At 67.5% G+C, this 14,004-nt stretch carries 14 protein-coding genes; 7 read left to right on the top strand and 7 right to left on the bottom strand.

Annotated features, from left to right (window positions below):
- Positions 1–50: 50 nt before the first annotated feature.
- The 3 genes from JOE41_RS17715 to JOE41_RS17705 form a co-directional block, all read right to left on the bottom strand.
- Positions 51–1,340: a deoxyguanosinetriphosphate triphosphohydrolase gene (locus tag JOE41_RS17715; protein WP_209753112.1), complete on the bottom strand. Its 1,290-nt coding sequence runs from the start codon at positions 1,338–1,340 to the stop codon at positions 51–53.
- Positions 1,333–2,511, bottom strand: coding sequence for a tRNA dihydrouridine synthase DusB (gene dusB, locus JOE41_RS17710; protein ID WP_011691197.1), 1,179 nt, complete (start codon positions 2,509–2,511; stop codon positions 1,333–1,335). Before dusB ends, JOE41_RS17715 begins: the two co-directional genes overlap by 8 nt.
- Positions 2,512–2,585: 74 nt before the next feature.
- Positions 2,586–4,085: a YibE/F family protein gene (locus JOE41_RS17705; RefSeq protein WP_209753111.1), complete on the bottom strand. Its 1,500-nt coding sequence runs from the start codon at positions 4,083–4,085 to the stop codon at positions 2,586–2,588.
- A gap of 218 nt (positions 4,086–4,303) precedes the next feature.
- Between JOE41_RS17705 and JOE41_RS17700 the strand changes: the two genes are divergently transcribed.
- The 3 genes from JOE41_RS17700 to JOE41_RS17690 are packed head-to-tail and all read left to right on the top strand — an operon-like array spanning position 4,304 to position 6,712.
- Positions 4,304–5,032 carry an alpha/beta hydrolase gene (locus JOE41_RS17700; protein ID WP_209753110.1) on the top strand — a complete coding sequence of 243 codons (729 nt, stop codon included), beginning with the start codon at positions 4,304–4,306 and terminating at the stop codon, positions 5,030–5,032.
- A gap of 2 nt (positions 5,033–5,034) precedes the next feature.
- Complete coding sequence (locus tag JOE41_RS17695; RefSeq protein WP_011691194.1) at positions 5,035–5,847, top strand: DUF1295 domain-containing protein; 813 nt, start codon at positions 5,035–5,037, stop codon at positions 5,845–5,847.
- Position 5,848: 1 nt separating this feature from the next.
- Entirely contained in the window at positions 5,849–6,712 is an 864-nt protein-coding gene (locus JOE41_RS17690) for a 1-acyl-sn-glycerol-3-phosphate acyltransferase (protein WP_209753676.1), read from the top strand.
- A 62-nt stretch (positions 6,713–6,774) separates the two neighbouring features.
- Here the strand turns inward: JOE41_RS17690 and JOE41_RS17685 are convergent, their stop codons facing one another.
- From JOE41_RS17685 to JOE41_RS17675, 3 genes are all read right to left on the bottom strand, one after another.
- Positions 6,775–7,785 carry an N-acetyltransferase gene (locus JOE41_RS17685; protein ID WP_011691192.1) on the bottom strand — a complete coding sequence of 337 codons (1,011 nt, stop codon included), beginning with the start codon at positions 7,783–7,785 and terminating at the stop codon, positions 6,775–6,777.
- 2 nt (positions 7,786–7,787) lie between these two features.
- Positions 7,788–9,173 carry a glycine--tRNA ligase gene (locus tag JOE41_RS17680; RefSeq protein ID WP_011691191.1) on the bottom strand — a complete coding sequence of 462 codons (1,386 nt, stop codon included), beginning with the start codon at positions 9,171–9,173 and terminating at the stop codon, positions 7,788–7,790.
- Between the two features lie 123 nt (positions 9,174–9,296).
- Positions 9,297–10,286, bottom strand: coding sequence for a DMT family transporter (locus tag JOE41_RS17675; protein ID WP_043429570.1), 990 nt, complete (start codon positions 10,284–10,286; stop codon positions 9,297–9,299).
- Between the two features lie 33 nt (positions 10,287–10,319).
- Between JOE41_RS17675 and JOE41_RS17670 the strand changes: the two genes are divergently transcribed.
- Positions 10,320–10,556 carry an RNA-binding S4 domain-containing protein gene (locus JOE41_RS17670; RefSeq protein ID WP_043429568.1) on the top strand — a complete coding sequence of 79 codons (237 nt, stop codon included), beginning with the start codon at positions 10,320–10,322 and terminating at the stop codon, positions 10,554–10,556.
- 38 nt (positions 10,557–10,594) lie between these two features.
- Here JOE41_RS17670 and JOE41_RS17665 read toward each other — a convergent pair whose 3' ends face one another.
- Positions 10,595–11,245: an alpha/beta hydrolase gene (locus tag JOE41_RS17665; protein ID WP_209753109.1), complete on the bottom strand. Its 651-nt coding sequence runs from the start codon at positions 11,243–11,245 to the stop codon at positions 10,595–10,597.
- Positions 11,246–11,393: 148 nt separating this feature from the next.
- Between JOE41_RS17665 and JOE41_RS17660 the strand changes: the two genes are divergently transcribed.
- The 3 genes from JOE41_RS17660 (at position 11,394) to JOE41_RS17650 (ending at position 13,916) form a co-directional block, all read left to right on the top strand.
- Positions 11,394–12,185, top strand: a complete 792-nt coding sequence (locus JOE41_RS17660) for an SGNH/GDSL hydrolase family protein (protein ID WP_232223643.1) — start codon at positions 11,394–11,396, stop codon at positions 12,183–12,185.
- A 7-nt stretch (positions 12,186–12,192) separates the two neighbouring features.
- A complete protein-coding gene (locus JOE41_RS17655) occupies positions 12,193–13,344 on the top strand; it encodes a winged helix DNA-binding domain-containing protein (RefSeq protein WP_011691186.1) in 1,152 nt (383 codons plus the stop codon).
- A gap of 89 nt (positions 13,345–13,433) precedes the next feature.
- Positions 13,434–13,916: a hypothetical protein gene (locus tag JOE41_RS17650; protein WP_011691185.1), complete on the top strand. Its 483-nt coding sequence runs from the start codon at positions 13,434–13,436 to the stop codon at positions 13,914–13,916.
- The last annotated feature ends 88 nt before the right edge of the window (positions 13,917–14,004 follow it).

Below are 14,004 nucleotides of genomic sequence, written 5' to 3'. Positions count from 1 at the left end.
CCCCGGGTACGACGCCGGTTCGCCGGTTATGGTGCCCGTCACCGGCGCGATTACCAAAGCGACGGCAGGCTGCCGACCAACCGCTCGTACATAGCCAGCGCGGAACCGTCGGTGAGTGAGGCAACCTGGTCGATGACCACGCGAAGGCGCGCGCCGTCGTCGGCCGCGTCCCGCCAGTCGGCCGCGAACATCGGCTCGAGGTGGTGGTCTCCGGTGGCGTTCAGTGCCGTTACCAGCGCATGCAGGACCTCGCGCTGGCGTTCGTAGATGGGCTGGCGGTGCTCGGTGGTCATCACGAACGTTGTGGCCAGGCCCTTCATGACCGCGATTTCCATCACGGTTTCGTCCGGGACCATCAGCTCGGCGTTGTAGCGGGTGAGGTCCTCGGGGCCGTACACGGCCCGGGTTGTCTCCAGGGCGCTCTGGCAGAACCTGCCGATCAGCTGGCTGGTCATGTCCTTCAGCGCGGCCATCGCCTTGCGGCTGCCGTCGGCCTCGCGCACCCAGACGTCCGTGGCCTCCAGCCGGGCCAGGGCGGCATCAATCGCAGCGGGGTCGTTGTGCGGCAGGTACCACTGCTTGGCGTACCCCACCACGCGGGCGCGGTGGTCCGGATTGTCCATCCAGCGCAACTGGAAGTGGCCTGCCACTATGGCGTCCTCGACGTCGTGCACTGAGTAGGAGATGTCGTCCGCAAGGTCCATGACCTGGGCCTCCAGGCAGGACCTGCGCTCCGGCGCCCCTTCCCGGATCCAGTCGAAAATGGGGAGGTCGTCCTCGTACGCACCGAACTTGCTGGTCCGCTGGCCGTGGATCACCGGGGCATTCAATGCCGACCACGGGTACTTGGCCGCGGCGTCAAGGCTGGCACGCGTGAGGTTCAGTCCGGCCGGGGTTCCGTCCGCAGCCAGGACTTTGGGCTCCAGCCGGGTCAGCAGCCGGAGGGTCTGGGCGTTGCCTTCAAATCCGCCGATGCCGTGCGCCATCTCGTTCAGCGCGGATTCGCCGTTGTGCCCGAACGGCGGGTGGCCGAGGTCGTGGCTGAGGCAGGCGGTGTCCACGACGTCGGGGTCGCAACCCAGCGTCCGGCCCAGTTCGCGGCCCACCTGGGCCACTTCCAGGCTGTGCGTCAGCCGGGTCCGGACAAAGTCGTCAGTGTCCGGGGCAACCACCTGGGTCTTGGCGCCCAGCCGGCGCAGCGCGGACGAGTGCAGGACGCGTGCCCGGTCCCGTTCGAAGTCGGAGCGGTAGGTGGTTTTGGGCGGTTCCTCCACCCAGCGGGCGGAGTCGTGGGCTTCGTAGCCCGGCAGCACGGGTGCTGTGGTCCGGGTTTCAGCCACCTGACACGTCCAGTTCCGCGGCGGAGATGTCCTGGGACTGTTCGGCGTTCAGCGCCCGGGATTCCAGCCAGTCCTTGGGCAACGCCGGCCTCTTGGGCGAACCGGCGCGGCCGCGGGGGCCTTCGGCGTCCGCACCCGGGTACGGGGAATCCTGGTCCAGCTCGGCCAGCGTATCGCGCAGCACCTGAAGGCTGGTGACCAGGGCAAGCCTGGTGCGCAGTTCGCCGCCCACCACGTATCCCTTGAAGTACCACGCCATGTGCTTGCGGATTTCCCGCAGGGCCTTGCCTTCGTCGCCGAAGGTTTCCACCATCAGTTCCGCGTGCCGGTAGACGCCCTCCGCCACTTGCCGCAGGTTCGGCCTGTGGCGGGTGTCGCTGCCTTCGAAAGCCGCCTGGAGATCCCCGAACAGCCAGGGCCTGCCCTGGCAGCCGCGGCCCACCACCACGCCGTCCACGCCGGTCTCCCGGACCATGCGCACGGCATCCTCGGCGGACCAGATGTCGCCGTTGCCCAGGACCGGAATGTCCGGCAGCGCTTCTCGCAGCCGGGCGATGGCGGACCAGTCAGCCTGGCCGGAATAGAACTGCGCCGCGGTGCGGCCGTGGAGGGCGACGGCGGCGACGCCGGCATCACGTGCGATGCGGCCCGCGTCGAGGTACGTGAGGTGGTCCTCGTCAATGCCCTTGCGCATCTTGATGGTGAGCGGGACGTTGCCCTTGGACGCCTCTTTGACGGCCGTCTGGACGATCGAGGTAAACAGGTCGATCTTCCAGGGCAGGGCTGATCCGCCGCCGCGCCGGGTCACCTTGGGAACGGGGCAGCCAAAGTTGAGGTCGATGTGGTCCGCCCGGTCCTCCTCGACAAGCATCCGGACCGCCTGCCCGACGGTCACGGGGTCCACGCCGTACAGCTGGACGGAGCGGACCTTTTCGTCGTCGTCGTGGGAGATGATCCGCAGCGACTCGGGGGTGCGCTCCACGAGGGCACGCGAGGTGACCATCTCCGCCACGTACATGCCGCCGCCGTATTCACGGCAGAGCCTGCGGAAGGCGGAGTTGGTGATGCCCGCCATGGGGGCCAGGATCACGGGGGTGTCCACCGTGAGGGGTCCCAGCTTCAGGGGCGGGAGTTCCAGCTTGGGGGCGGGAGGAGTCGCTACAACAGTCACCCGTTCATTGTCTCAAAGCCGGGCAAATCGGCGAGCCGGCCACCGGATGGCCTCTCCGGCGGGGGCGAATCCTGCTATTCCCCTTCTGCGGCCCGTCTCGCCCGCCGGCTGCCGGGCATGGGTTCCGGAGCGGGCTCACGGGGCGTCAGGGATTCCGAGGGACGCGTCCGTGCGCCGCGTGTGACCGCAGCGGCCGCCGCGAGCGCGCCGGTGTCCCCGACGTCGTCGGCCGTCACGGGCGGCCGCCCGGAAGCGTTCCGGCCGGACGCGGTGCCGGCCGGTGCCGCAGCGGCACCGGGCCTGATCCCGGTGGCCTTGACCACCAGCACCGCGATCAGGGTGGTGACGGGGATGGCCAGCACCAGTCCCACGGAACCGACGAGTGTCCTGATGACTTCCTCGGACAGTTCAGCGCTGGTCAGCGCCTCTCCGAGCGGGCGGTCGTACAGCATCACGATGATGAGGATGGGCAGCGCCGCCCCTGCGTAGGCGAAGGCGATGGTGTACACGGTGGAGGCGATGTGGTCGCGGCCGATCCGCATGGCCGAGGAAAAGAGCTGGCGGGCGCTTGTCTCCGGAGCCAGTTCGTAGAGTTCCCACACCGCCGAGGACTGGGTGATGGTGACGTCGTTCAGGACACCGAGTCCGGAAATGATCAATCCGCACAGGATGATGCCGGAGATGGAGATATTGTCCGAAATGTTCGCCAGCGTGGCGGCATCATGGCTGCCCACGCCGGCCAGGTTCGCCGCGTCGGTGGCCCAGGCCGCCAGGAGCGCCGTGATGCCCAGGCCGAACATGGTGCCCAGCAATGCCGTGGAGGTTCGCGCCGAGAAGCCGTGGGCAAAGTAGAGGACCCCGATCATGATCACAGTGGATCCCACCAGCGCCAGCAGCAGGGGCGGTTTTCCCTCCACGAGCCCGGGCAGCATGAACGTCACCAGCACCGCGTAGGCGCCCACCAGGCCGATCAGCGCCCGCAGCCCGCGCCAGCGCGCCACGGCGATCACCACGGCGGCGTAAAGGACGGCCAGAAGGATGATGGGCAGGGTGCGGACGAAGTCCACGAATATATAGGCAGGCGCACCCTGACCGGACGCGCCCTGGGCGTTGGAGAGGTTCAGGTACCGGATGTCGTCACCGACCTTGACGCCGTGGGACTTCACCACGTCCGGGTTGATCACCACCTTGACCGGGTTTCCGCCCTTGTCCGGCTCGGTGAATGCGAAGGTGCAGTCATTCCCCGGCTGCGGGGCATCCTGGGCAGTGCCCTGCCCCGTGCCGGGCTGGGCGGTGGTGTTTTGGCCGGTAGTGCCCTGCGTGCAGCTTTCCACCACCACGCGCTGGATCGTGCCGGTATCGAAGGTCACGCCGGGGGCGGCCGCGTACGGGCTGGCCAGCTTCAGGTCCGCATTGTTCCCGGACGGCCACATCATGACCATGGCCGCCAAGGTCAGGAGCGTCAGCGGAATAAGCACCGCTGCGAGGAGCCAGTTGGCCCGTTTGCGCGCGGCGAGGGCCCCGGGTGTCGGATCCGAATGGTCTGTGTGGCCGTGCGAGTGTCCGGCACCCATCAGCAGTAAAACCTCATGCCTGCACTTTACTGGGAACCACGGCATCCTCCGGCCGCCAATCTTCGCGGACTGCGGCTCCGAACACCGTGTGAAAGCCCGGAACGCGGGACGCCGGGCACTTCCGGCTGCGGCTGGATGCCGGAAGGGCACTGAACAGCGGAACTAAACACGGGAACCCGTGGGTTTATAACTGTAGGACGAGGAGTCTGGAGGCCCGCATGGGTAATCGCAGGAATGACGACGGAAAAACCAAACCCGTACTGACGGTGCGCGAGGCCGCGGGCGTCACCCGCGGCGTGGCCCTGGTGCTGCACGGCGGCCGCTCGCACAGCTACGAGCCCGTGGAGGCCCGCCACCTGAGCCCTGCCCGCATGGTGCCCTTCGCAAAACACCTGCACCGGGCCGGCGGCAGCCACGGACTGGCGGTTTGGACGCTTCGCAACAGTGTCCGGGGCTGGAACGGCCCGGACATGTCACCGCTGCAGGATGCCAGGTGGGCCCTCGCCCGGATCCACGACGAACACCCGGGTGTGCCCGTGTACCTGCTGGGGCACTCGATGGGTGGGCTCACCGCAATTTGCGCAGCCGACGATCCCCAGGTGGATGCGGTCGTGGCCCTGGCTCCGTGGCTGAGCGCCGAGACCCCGGCCGGGAATGTCACCGGGCGCCGGGTGCTCATTGTGCACGGCACCACGGACCGCTGGACCAGCCCCGCCGCATCGCTGAAATTCGCCCGGCGCGCCTCCGCCGGGGCCAAGGAGCTGCGCTATGTTTCGCTGGCGGGGGCCGGCCATTTCATGTTCCGGAAGGTCCGGCTGTGGCACACCCTGGCAACCGGCTTTGTCCTCAAGGCGTTTGCCGAAACCGCCGGCGTGGAACTGGACGGCGGCCCCGGGTTTGACGCCCTGCTGCCCGCAACCGACCCCGGTATCCCGGTAGTGCTGTGACGATGGCCGCTTTTCCCCTGAACGAATTCCTGGCGAGCCTGCCCTGGACGGCACTGGCCGTGGCATCCGTCCTGGCGGTCACCTTCGCCGTGGCCGTGGCGCAGCGGAGGCACTCCGTCATGGACGTGGCCTGGGGGCCCGGATTCGTTGCCGTCGCCGCGGTCTCGTGGCTGCTCTCCGCCGGAACGGGCGACGACGGGCGGCGGCTCCTGCTGTTGCTGCTGACGGGCGTGTGGGGCCTCCGCCTCGGTGCCCACATCGGCTGGCGCGCCCGCGGCGGCCATGAGGACCCCCGCTACGAGGCGATGCTCAGCGACGCCCCTGGCTCCCGCAATGTGTATGCACTGCGCCGTGTCTACCTGCCCCAGGGCATGGTGATGTTGTTCGTGTCCCTCACGGTTCAGGTGGGAATGTTCGCCACCGGCGCGCCGGGCTGGGTTGCCATCCTGGGAGTCGTGCTGTGGGTGGTCGGCTTCGTGTTCGAAACGGTGGGCGACTGGCAACTGACACAGTTCAAGAAGGATCCGTCCAGGAAGGGAACGGTGCTCAACACGGGGTTGTGGCGTTACACCCGCCACCCCAACTATTTCGGTGATGCCGCAGTCTGGACCGGACTTTTCCTAATAGCCGCGGACTCCTGGCCCGGAATCCTGACCGTCCTCTCCCCCGCCCTTATGGTCTGGGCCCTCGCAGGCAAGACCGGGAAGCCGCTTACGGAGAAGGCGATGTCCGCCCGGCCGGGGTACAAGGAGTACGTTGAGTCGACGTCGGGCTTTGTCCCCTGGCCTCCTCGGCGGCCGGCAGGCGGCCGCTGAGATGGCCTGGCGGCCGAAGTCCAACGACCGCTTCTACCGCGCCATTGTCCGCACCGGGCTGGCGCTTCGCCGGCTCTTCGGGATCCGTGTCATCATCACGGGCCGGGAACACCTGCCGCCACCAGGGCCGCTCAACGGCTCGTCGCGCCAGGTGGTCCCGGGCGAGGGGGCCGTGGTGGCCATCACCCATTTCGGGTACCTGGATTTTGCGTTTGCCGAGCTGCTCCTGTGGTGGAACAACCGTGCCGAGATGCGCTATCTGGTCACCCAGGGCGCGGCCGACCACTGGTTCGCGGGTCCTGCCATCAGCGCTGCCGGGCATGTTGTGGTTCCCTACGGTTCGGGCAGCGGCGCCTACGACACCGCCGTCGCGAAACTGCGCGAAGGCGAATACATCGCCATCCTCCCTGAAGCGGGCGTCAGCCGGAGCTTCACCGTCCGCGACTGCAAGACCGGAGCCGTGCGGATGGCGGCGGAAGCCGGCGTGCCGATCATCCCCGTCTCGGTCTGGGGCTCGCACCGGCTGATGACCCGGCACCACGGGTTCTCGCCGCTTCGCGCCTGGCGCGCGCCGGTACGGATCCACGTGGGCCAGCCCCTGCTGCCTGCGGACCTGCCGGACCCTGCCCACGACGCCCAGCCTGCCACCGACGAGCTGATGAAGATCCTGCAGGCCGGGATTGACGCCGCCATCGCCGATTTTCCGCTCACCCCCCGGCCCGGGGCCTGGTGGATGCCCGCTCACTTGGGCGGCGGTGCCCCCACGGAAGAGGAACGCCGGCGGCTGGATCAGGCCGAAGGGCCGCGGCGCGCGGGCGGACGGAAGGCTCAAAAGGCCGCGGCGCGCGGACGGCAGAAAGCTTAAACGGGACTGACCCGCAGTAGTCACCTACTGCGGGTCAGTCTGGACTATCAGCAGGCCGGAGCCTACGCGGGGTCGGAAACCACCAGGGTCTCTGTGCCGCGGAGGCTGGCCTTGCCGTCCTCCAGCAAAGGTTCGACGACGGCGCGCAAGGCAGTCATCGAGTCGTCCAGTTCCAGCACCACGGGATGCTGGAACGCGATGAGCGCCAGCAGGTCGCGGACGGCGGAGCGGGCTTCCTCCTCGGACAGCTTCGGCTCGTGGCCGACAAACACGTCCGTGGGCTGGACCGATGCGGCCCCTCCGCCGTCAGCCGCCGCGTTCCCGCCCCCGGGGGCCAACTCCGCGTAGCTAATGGCAAACGCCTCAAGCCGGCCCTTCCGGCTGGCCGGGACGCCCGGGCCGAAGGCGCTGGCCTTCGGTGCACGGAGCACGATCGCGCCGTGCGCCCCGCTGAGCTCGTCGAGGAACAGCCGCTGCACGGTGCCGATGCTCAGCTCGCCCGGGCTGTCCCAGCCGTGCACGGCCGTGTAGTACCGGCCCACCACGTCACTGAGCTCCACCGAGCCGGTGGCGAGGTCCTCGATCTGCTCCGAGGCCGCGGCCTCGGACCCGTCGCCGAAAACCGGCAGCTTGAGCGCCCCCGGCTCCACGACAACAAGCCGTGAGCGCTGGATGGGAACCAGGCCGGCAGCTTCGGCGAACGCGGCTCCCGGGGTGCCCGGTTCCACTTTGGTCCGCAGCCTGGACACGCCCGACGGCGCCTGGCCGGCTTCGTGCCGGAGCATGGTCAGCAGCGTGGATCCGACACCCGCACGGCGGTGGTCCTTTGCCACCTCAATGTAGGACCAGAGCCGCTCGGGATGAAGGGAGGCTTCATGGACCACGGCCGCCGCGACCGGGATGGCCACGCCGTCCACGACGTCCTCGGCCACGATGCAGCGGCGCCACGGCGAGTTGCCCGAGGGCGCCAGGGTGCCGCGGAACTGCCGTGCCTGCTCGGTCTCCGGGCCGCCCCAGAGTTCAAGCAGTGCAAGGTCATCGCCGTCGCGCCATTCACGGTATTCGATGGCCATGCTCAGGCGCCGATCAGCCGCGCGGCCAGGTAGCCCTCCACCTTGTCCAGGGAGACTCGTTCCTGGCTCATGGTGTCGCGTTCGCGGATGGTGACGGCCTGGTCCTCGAGGGTGTCGAAGTCCACGGTGATGCAGAACGGGGTGCCGATCTCGTCCTGGCGGCGGTAGCGGCGGCCGATCGCGCCGGCGTCGTCAAAGTCGATGTTCCAGTTCTTGCGCAGCTGCGCGCCCAGGGCCTTGGCCTTCGGGGACAGGTCCTCGTTGCGGCTCAGCGGAAGGACCGCGGCCTTGACGGGGGCCAGGCGCGGGTCCAACTTCAGCACGGTGCGGACGTCCACGCCGCCCTTGGCGTTCGGTGCCTCGTCCTCGGTGTAGGCGTCAATCAGGAACGCCATGAAAGAACGGGTCAGGCCGGCGGCGGGTTCGATCACGTACGGGGTGTAGCGCTCGTTGGTGGCCTGGTTGAAGTAGCTCAGGTCATGGCCGGAAGCCTTGGAGTGCGTGGTGAGGTCGAAGTCCGTGCGGTTGGCGATGCCTTCCAGCTCGCCCCACTCCGAGCCCTGGAAGCCGAAGCGGTATTCGATGTCCGTGGTGCCCTTGGAGTAGTGGCTCAGTTTCTCCAGCGGGTGCTCGAAGAAGCGCAGGTTTTCGGCTTTGAGGCCCAGACCGGTGTACCAGTCCATGCGTTCCTTCATCCAGTACTGGTGCCACTGCTCGTCCGTGCCCGGCTCGACGAAGAATTCCATTTCCATCTGCTCGAATTCACGGGTGCGGAAGATGAAGTTTCCGGGCGTGATCTCGTTGCGGAAGGACTTGCCGATCTGGCCGATGCCGAACGGCGGCTTCTTACGGGACGTGGTGAGCACGTTGTTGAAGTTCACGAAGATGCCCTGCGCGGTTTCCGGGCGCAGGTAGTGCATGCCTTCTTCGTTGGCCACAGGGCCAAGGAAAGTTTTGAGCAGGCCGGAGAATTCCTGGGGCTCTGTCCATTCGCCGCGGGTTCCGCAGTTGGCGCAGGCGATGTCCTTCAGCCCGTTTTCGGCCGGACGGCCCTTCTTTTCCTCGTACTCTTCCTCGAGGTGGTCGGCGCGGTAGCGCTTGTGGCAGGAGAGGCATTCCACCAGCGGATCGGAGAAGACCTCCACATGGCCGGAAGCTTCCCAGACCTGGCGGGGAAGGATCACGGAGGAGTCCAGGCCCACCACGTCCTCGCGGCCGCGGACCACGGACTGCCACCATTGGCGCTTGATGTTTTCCTTCAGCTCGGCGCCGAGGGGTCCATAGTCCCAGGCAGAGCGGGAGCCACCGTAGATTTCACCGGCCTGGAAAACGAAGCCCCTCCTCTTGGAGAGTGAGATGACCTGGTCGAGAACGGATTTTGCTGCCATGGGGAACTCCAATTTCTACAGGGCCGCTGGGTGCGGTCCGCGCGGTTTCTAGGCCCCTGTGCCTGGCGGTTGCCGGACGGGGCGGTACGAAGGAAAGATGTGCAGGAAGCTGCGTGTCCTAGCCTACCGGCCCGGCTGCCGCTTGAGGGCGCCGCGCGGCCAGGGAAGGGTGGCCAGGACAATCGCGCCGAGGGTCAGGACCGTGCCGAGGACTGTGGGCAGGGCCACCACGGTTCCGGGTGCGGGGAAGGCAAGATCCAGGCCCAGTGACCCCAGCAGCTGGCCCGCAATCATCCCCAGCCCGGTGACCAGCACCCCGAGGCTCCGGACCAGCAGCGCGCCCAGCCCGATGAATGCGCAGCCCATGGGCCCGCCCAGGTAATACCACCACTCCGCTGGGAGTCCGTTGCCCGCCCCAGCCACAGCCAGCTTGATCAGCCACGCCAGCCACAGCACTGTGGCACCGGAGATGAAATTCACCAGGGTGGCCGCGATGGGTGTGCCGTAATGCACCGTGGCGGTCCCGTTCATTGCCTGTTGGAAACTCATCAGGAACCCGGCAATAACCGGCAGGAGTACCGGCAGGAACAGCTGGGCCGGCTCTGCACCGCCGGCGCCCGCACCGCCAAACCGCGGGGACACTGCCCATGCTACGGCCGCGATAGTCAGCACGGTGCCCAGCACGCGTATGCCGGTGACGGACTTCTTACCGGCGGGGCCGATGCCGAGCCGGTCCACAAGCAGCCCGCTCAATGTCTGCCCGGTGACGGTGGCTACCGTGAACAGCGCCACACCCAGCAATCCCACAGTGAAGGACTGGGCAAAGACAAAGAAGGCGCCGATGCCGCCGGCCATCACGTAGACCGGCGGAAACCGGCGTTCCCGGAGCGCGGGCAGGATCTGGGCCAGGCCGCGGCGCCCCCGCGGCAGGACCAGCGAGACCACGATCATCACGATGAGTCCCGTGGTGAAACTCACCACGGCCGCGGCGATGCCGTCGTTCAAACGGGCGCCCAGCGCACCGTTGATCCGTCCTTGGACGGGGATGGCGAGTCCGGCGGCTACGGCCATCGGCAGTCCTGCAATGAGAGGGAGACGGGGTGCATGGGTCACTGGATTCACCTTACGTCAGGCATCATTGCTTGTATGAGCAACCCGGAAATCGAAGAGGTCCCCATCCGCGACGACATGATCCGCCTGGGCCAGCTCCTAAAGCTGGCCAGCCTCGTGGAGGACGGTGTCGAAGCCACGGAGCTGATCAGGAACGGGCTGGTCAAGGTCAATGGCGAAATCGACGACCGCCGCGGCCGGCAGCTGCATCACGGCGACACCGTGACGGTGAACGGCCGTACCGTGCGGATTCTCACACCCGCCGGTTCCTAGCGTTTCCGGCCGGCCCGCCGCGGCCGGCCGGCTAGGGACTACTTCTTCAGCACCTCGTGGGTGAGGAATTCGGAAACGTGGCCGATCTCCTGCTGGTTGATCCCGTGCCACATCCCTGCGTAGAGAACCTTCGTGAGCTTCACGTGCTTCCGCACCCAGCCCATGGTGTATTCGATCTTGTCCTGCGTAATGACGGGGTCCTGCTGGTCGCGACCCCAGAACAGGGGGACGGAGCCGTCCAGTTCGTCGTCGCGGAAACTCGGATCCCCTCCGGCGTTCACCACAAAGCCGGAAAGTCCGACGACGGCGGCAAAGTCAGCGGGCCGCTGCCTGAGCAGCGTGGTGGCCATCGCCATTCCCATGGAGAACCCCAGGAGGGTGACGGACGGGTGGTCGCCCTTGACGCCGTCGAGCCATTCCAGCACAAAGGCGGCGGCGTCCTTGACCGCATCGAGTGAATAGTCGGCGGAATCCGTCAGCGGGAACCAGGTGAACCCCGGACCCATGGCGATGGGGGCGCGGACGGACGCCACCGCGAAATCACCGGGCAACAGATCGGCCAGGCTGAGCAGGTCCTGTTCGTTGGCACCGTAGCCGTGCAGCAGAACCAGCAGCGGCCTTCCCGAGCGCTCTTCGTCGGGAGTGGACCACAGGACAACGGGGGCAGTGGAAACGTCGGCTTCAGTCATGGAACCATTCTTGCAGTTACTACCCGGTAACAACCTACGGTGGCGTAGCTTTGGCCTCACGAGGCAGGATGGAAACGTGAGCGAAACTGAAGCCATTCCGAACCCGCAGGACACCGTTGATACCCACCCCTGGGGCCGGTACGTCGCCATGGGTGATTCCTTTACCGAGGGCATCGGCGACCCGGAACCCGGAAGCCCGGGCGGACACCGCGGCTGGGCGGACCGCGTGGCCGAGGAACTGAGCCGGGGCCACAGCGATTTTGCCTACGCCAACCTCGCGGTCCGGGGACGGCTCCTTGAACAGATCGTTGACCAGCAGCTGGCGCCATGCCTGGCCCTCAAGCCGGACCTGGTGACGCTTTCGGCCGGAGGCAACGACCTCATCCGGCCCGGAGGGGACCCTGACGCGCTGGCCGAAAAACTGGATTCCGTGGTGCACATCCTCAGCCTGGGCGGCGCCACCGTGGTGCTGTTCAACGGCCCGGACACCGGTTCATCAGTCCTGGGCAGGGTCCGCAGCAAAATCGCCATCTACAACGAGAACCTCCGCACCGTGGCGGCGCGGCACGACGCTGTCATCGCCGACATGTGGTCGCTTCGCCAGCTCAGCGATCCGCAGATGTGGGACCAGGACCGCCTGCACTTTTCGCCGCTGGGCCACCACACCATCGCGGCCATGGTGCTCGATTCCCTCAACATCCGGCACACCCTGGAGCCGCTCTCGCCCAAGCCCCTCCCCCAGCGCAGCTGGCGCGAGGCACGGTCCGGAGACCTGGTCTGGGCGCGTGAATACTTTGTGCCCTGGGTTGTCCGCCGGCTTCGCCATCAGTCTTCCGGGGACGGCGTCACGGCCAAGCGGCCGACCCCCGGTCCGGTTTTTGGACCGGGGATGCCGCTGGGCTCTGGCGAGGCCCCGGGAATAGAGGCCGAACAGAGGTAGGCGCCGGGTGCACGCCGACGACGTCGTCCGGCTCAGGCTTAGCCGGCAGCAGCTCCGCCCTCCCCGGGCGGTTTCCGCCGAAGCGGCGGTGAAGAACCTCCTGGCTGTCCAGTCGCAGGAATTTTCCTACGCACGCTGGTCGCTGGCACAACGCACTGCCGGAGCCTCCGCCGCCGACGTCGAACAGGCCGTGGCTGACGGCCGGATCCTCCGGACGCACATCCTGCGGCCCACCTGGCATTTTGTGCACCGCGACGACCTCCGCTGGCTGCTGATGCTGTCCGCGCCCCGGCTGCACCGGGGAAACGCCGGCATGTACCGCCAGGCCGGCATCGATGCCGGGGCGGCGGCCCGGAGCGCCCGGGTCCTCGCCGAGGCCGTGGCCGGCGGCGCCCACAAAACCCGGGAGCAGCTGGCGGCTGCACTGCAGCGGAGCGGCTTCGCGGCCAAGGGACTGGAACTTGCCTACCTGATCATGCACGCGGAGATCAGCGGAGTCCTGACCAGCGGAACACCCGTCCGCAGCGCCGGCGGCTCGCTCAAACAGACTTATGCACTCTTCGATGAACGCGTTCCGTTGATGCCCGGCGGCCCCGCCGACCGCCACGCGGCACTGGCGGAGTTAGTGAGGCGCTACTTCCTCAGCCGCGGACCGGCCACCGTGAAGGATTGTGCAGACTGGTCCGGGCTGACTGTCACGGACGTCCGGCTGGGGCTGGGCCTGGCGCTGGAAGCTGATTCCGATGCATTCGGGACCGCAGTGCTGGAGGACATGGAGTTCCATTTCAGTTCCGCGGAACCCGGACCCGGCGGGCCGGCGGACGCCGCACCCGGACATGACGCGGAGGGCGGAGGACAACCCCGGATTGACCTGATCCAGTGCTATGACGAGTACGTCATGGGCTATTCACGGTCACGGTATTTCCTGGGCGGCACCGCCCCGGCGCGTCCGGAGCGGGAGACTCCGATGCATGTCGTACTGAAGGACGGCCAAATGATCGGTTCCTGGCGCCATGACCTGGCCGGCGGGCGCTGTGAGCTGGACATCCGCACCCGGCCGGAACCCGACACTGCCGCTGAGCGGGACACCAGCCGTGCGATCGATGAAGCCGTTGCCGAATACGGCGCCTTTCTGGGGATCACCACGGTGCGGAAGTAGCCGGGACGAAGCCGCCGGGCTGCCGCGGTCCAATGCCGCTGTTGAGCCGGGGGTTAAACTGAAGGGACACTTCTGAGAGGCCCTCCACCGTGAGTAACGTGTTCTTCTGGATCATCATCCTGTCGTTCCTGATTCCCTTCGCCATGCGCATGTACCGGAAGTCGGTCCGTGGCCGGAACCAGAACCAGGATTTCAACGGACAGTATCCAGGCCAGTTTCCCGGGCAACAGCCGGGCCGGCCAAACAACCAGCCGCGTGACGGCTATACCCAGCAGGACTACTTTGGCGGCGGCTTCCGGCAACTCGGCGGCGGTCAGCAGCCGCCGCTCGACCAGCCGAACCAGTACCCGGGCTATCCCGGACAGGTGCCGTACGAGGACAGCCCCGGCTATCCGGCCAACCAGTCACGCCAGGAACCGCAGCAGCCGTCCGCCCCGGCGACTCCCCCGCCGCCGTCCGCCCCTCAGGGTTTCCGTGCACGGAAACTTGCGGAACTCGACCAGCAGTACAGCAACGGCGAAATCGCCATGGAGGAATACATGGCCCGGCGCGACGAGATCATGAAGGGCTAGACGCACCCGCGTAGCCCTGCCCGGAGCCACTGTCATTCTTAGTGGCCCCGGGACGATAACCCGGGCGATGCCTGCCTGAACTTCCTGG

The sequence above is a fragment of the Arthrobacter sp. PvP103 genome (genome assembly GCF_017833075.1).
In the GTDB taxonomy this organism is placed as follows: domain Bacteria; phylum Actinomycetota; class Actinomycetes; order Actinomycetales; family Micrococcaceae; genus Arthrobacter.
This window is presented reverse-complemented; position numbering and strand designations above follow the sequence as displayed.

Excerpts from the sequence above, each read along its gene's own strand:
- JOE41_RS17685 (WP_011691192.1), bottom strand. The coding sequence starts at position 7,785 with ATGGCCATCGAATACCGTGAATGGCGCGACGGCGATGACCTTGCACTG.
- JOE41_RS17705 (WP_209753111.1), bottom strand. The coding sequence starts at position 4,085 with ATGGGTGCCGGACACTCGCACGGCCACACAGACCATTCGGATCCGACA.
- JOE41_RS17690 (WP_209753676.1), top strand. The coding sequence starts at position 5,849 with ATGGCCTGGCGGCCGAAGTCCAACGACCGCTTCTACCGCGCCATTGTC.
- JOE41_RS17700 (WP_209753110.1), top strand. The coding sequence starts at position 4,304 with ATGGGTAATCGCAGGAATGACGACGGAAAAACCAAACCCGTACTGACG.
- JOE41_RS17665 (WP_209753109.1), bottom strand. The coding sequence starts at position 11,245 with ATGACTGAAGCCGACGTTTCCACTGCCCCCGTTGTCCTGTGGTCCACT.
- JOE41_RS17680 (WP_011691191.1), bottom strand. The coding sequence starts at position 9,173 with ATGGCAGCAAAATCCGTTCTCGACCAGGTCATCTCACTCTCCAAGAGG.
- JOE41_RS17670 (WP_043429568.1), top strand. The coding sequence starts at position 10,320 with ATGAGCAACCCGGAAATCGAAGAGGTCCCCATCCGCGACGACATGATC.
- JOE41_RS17660 (WP_232223643.1), top strand. The coding sequence starts at position 11,394 with ATGGGTGATTCCTTTACCGAGGGCATCGGCGACCCGGAACCCGGAAGC.
- JOE41_RS17695 (WP_011691194.1), top strand. The coding sequence starts at position 5,035 with ATGGCCGCTTTTCCCCTGAACGAATTCCTGGCGAGCCTGCCCTGGACG.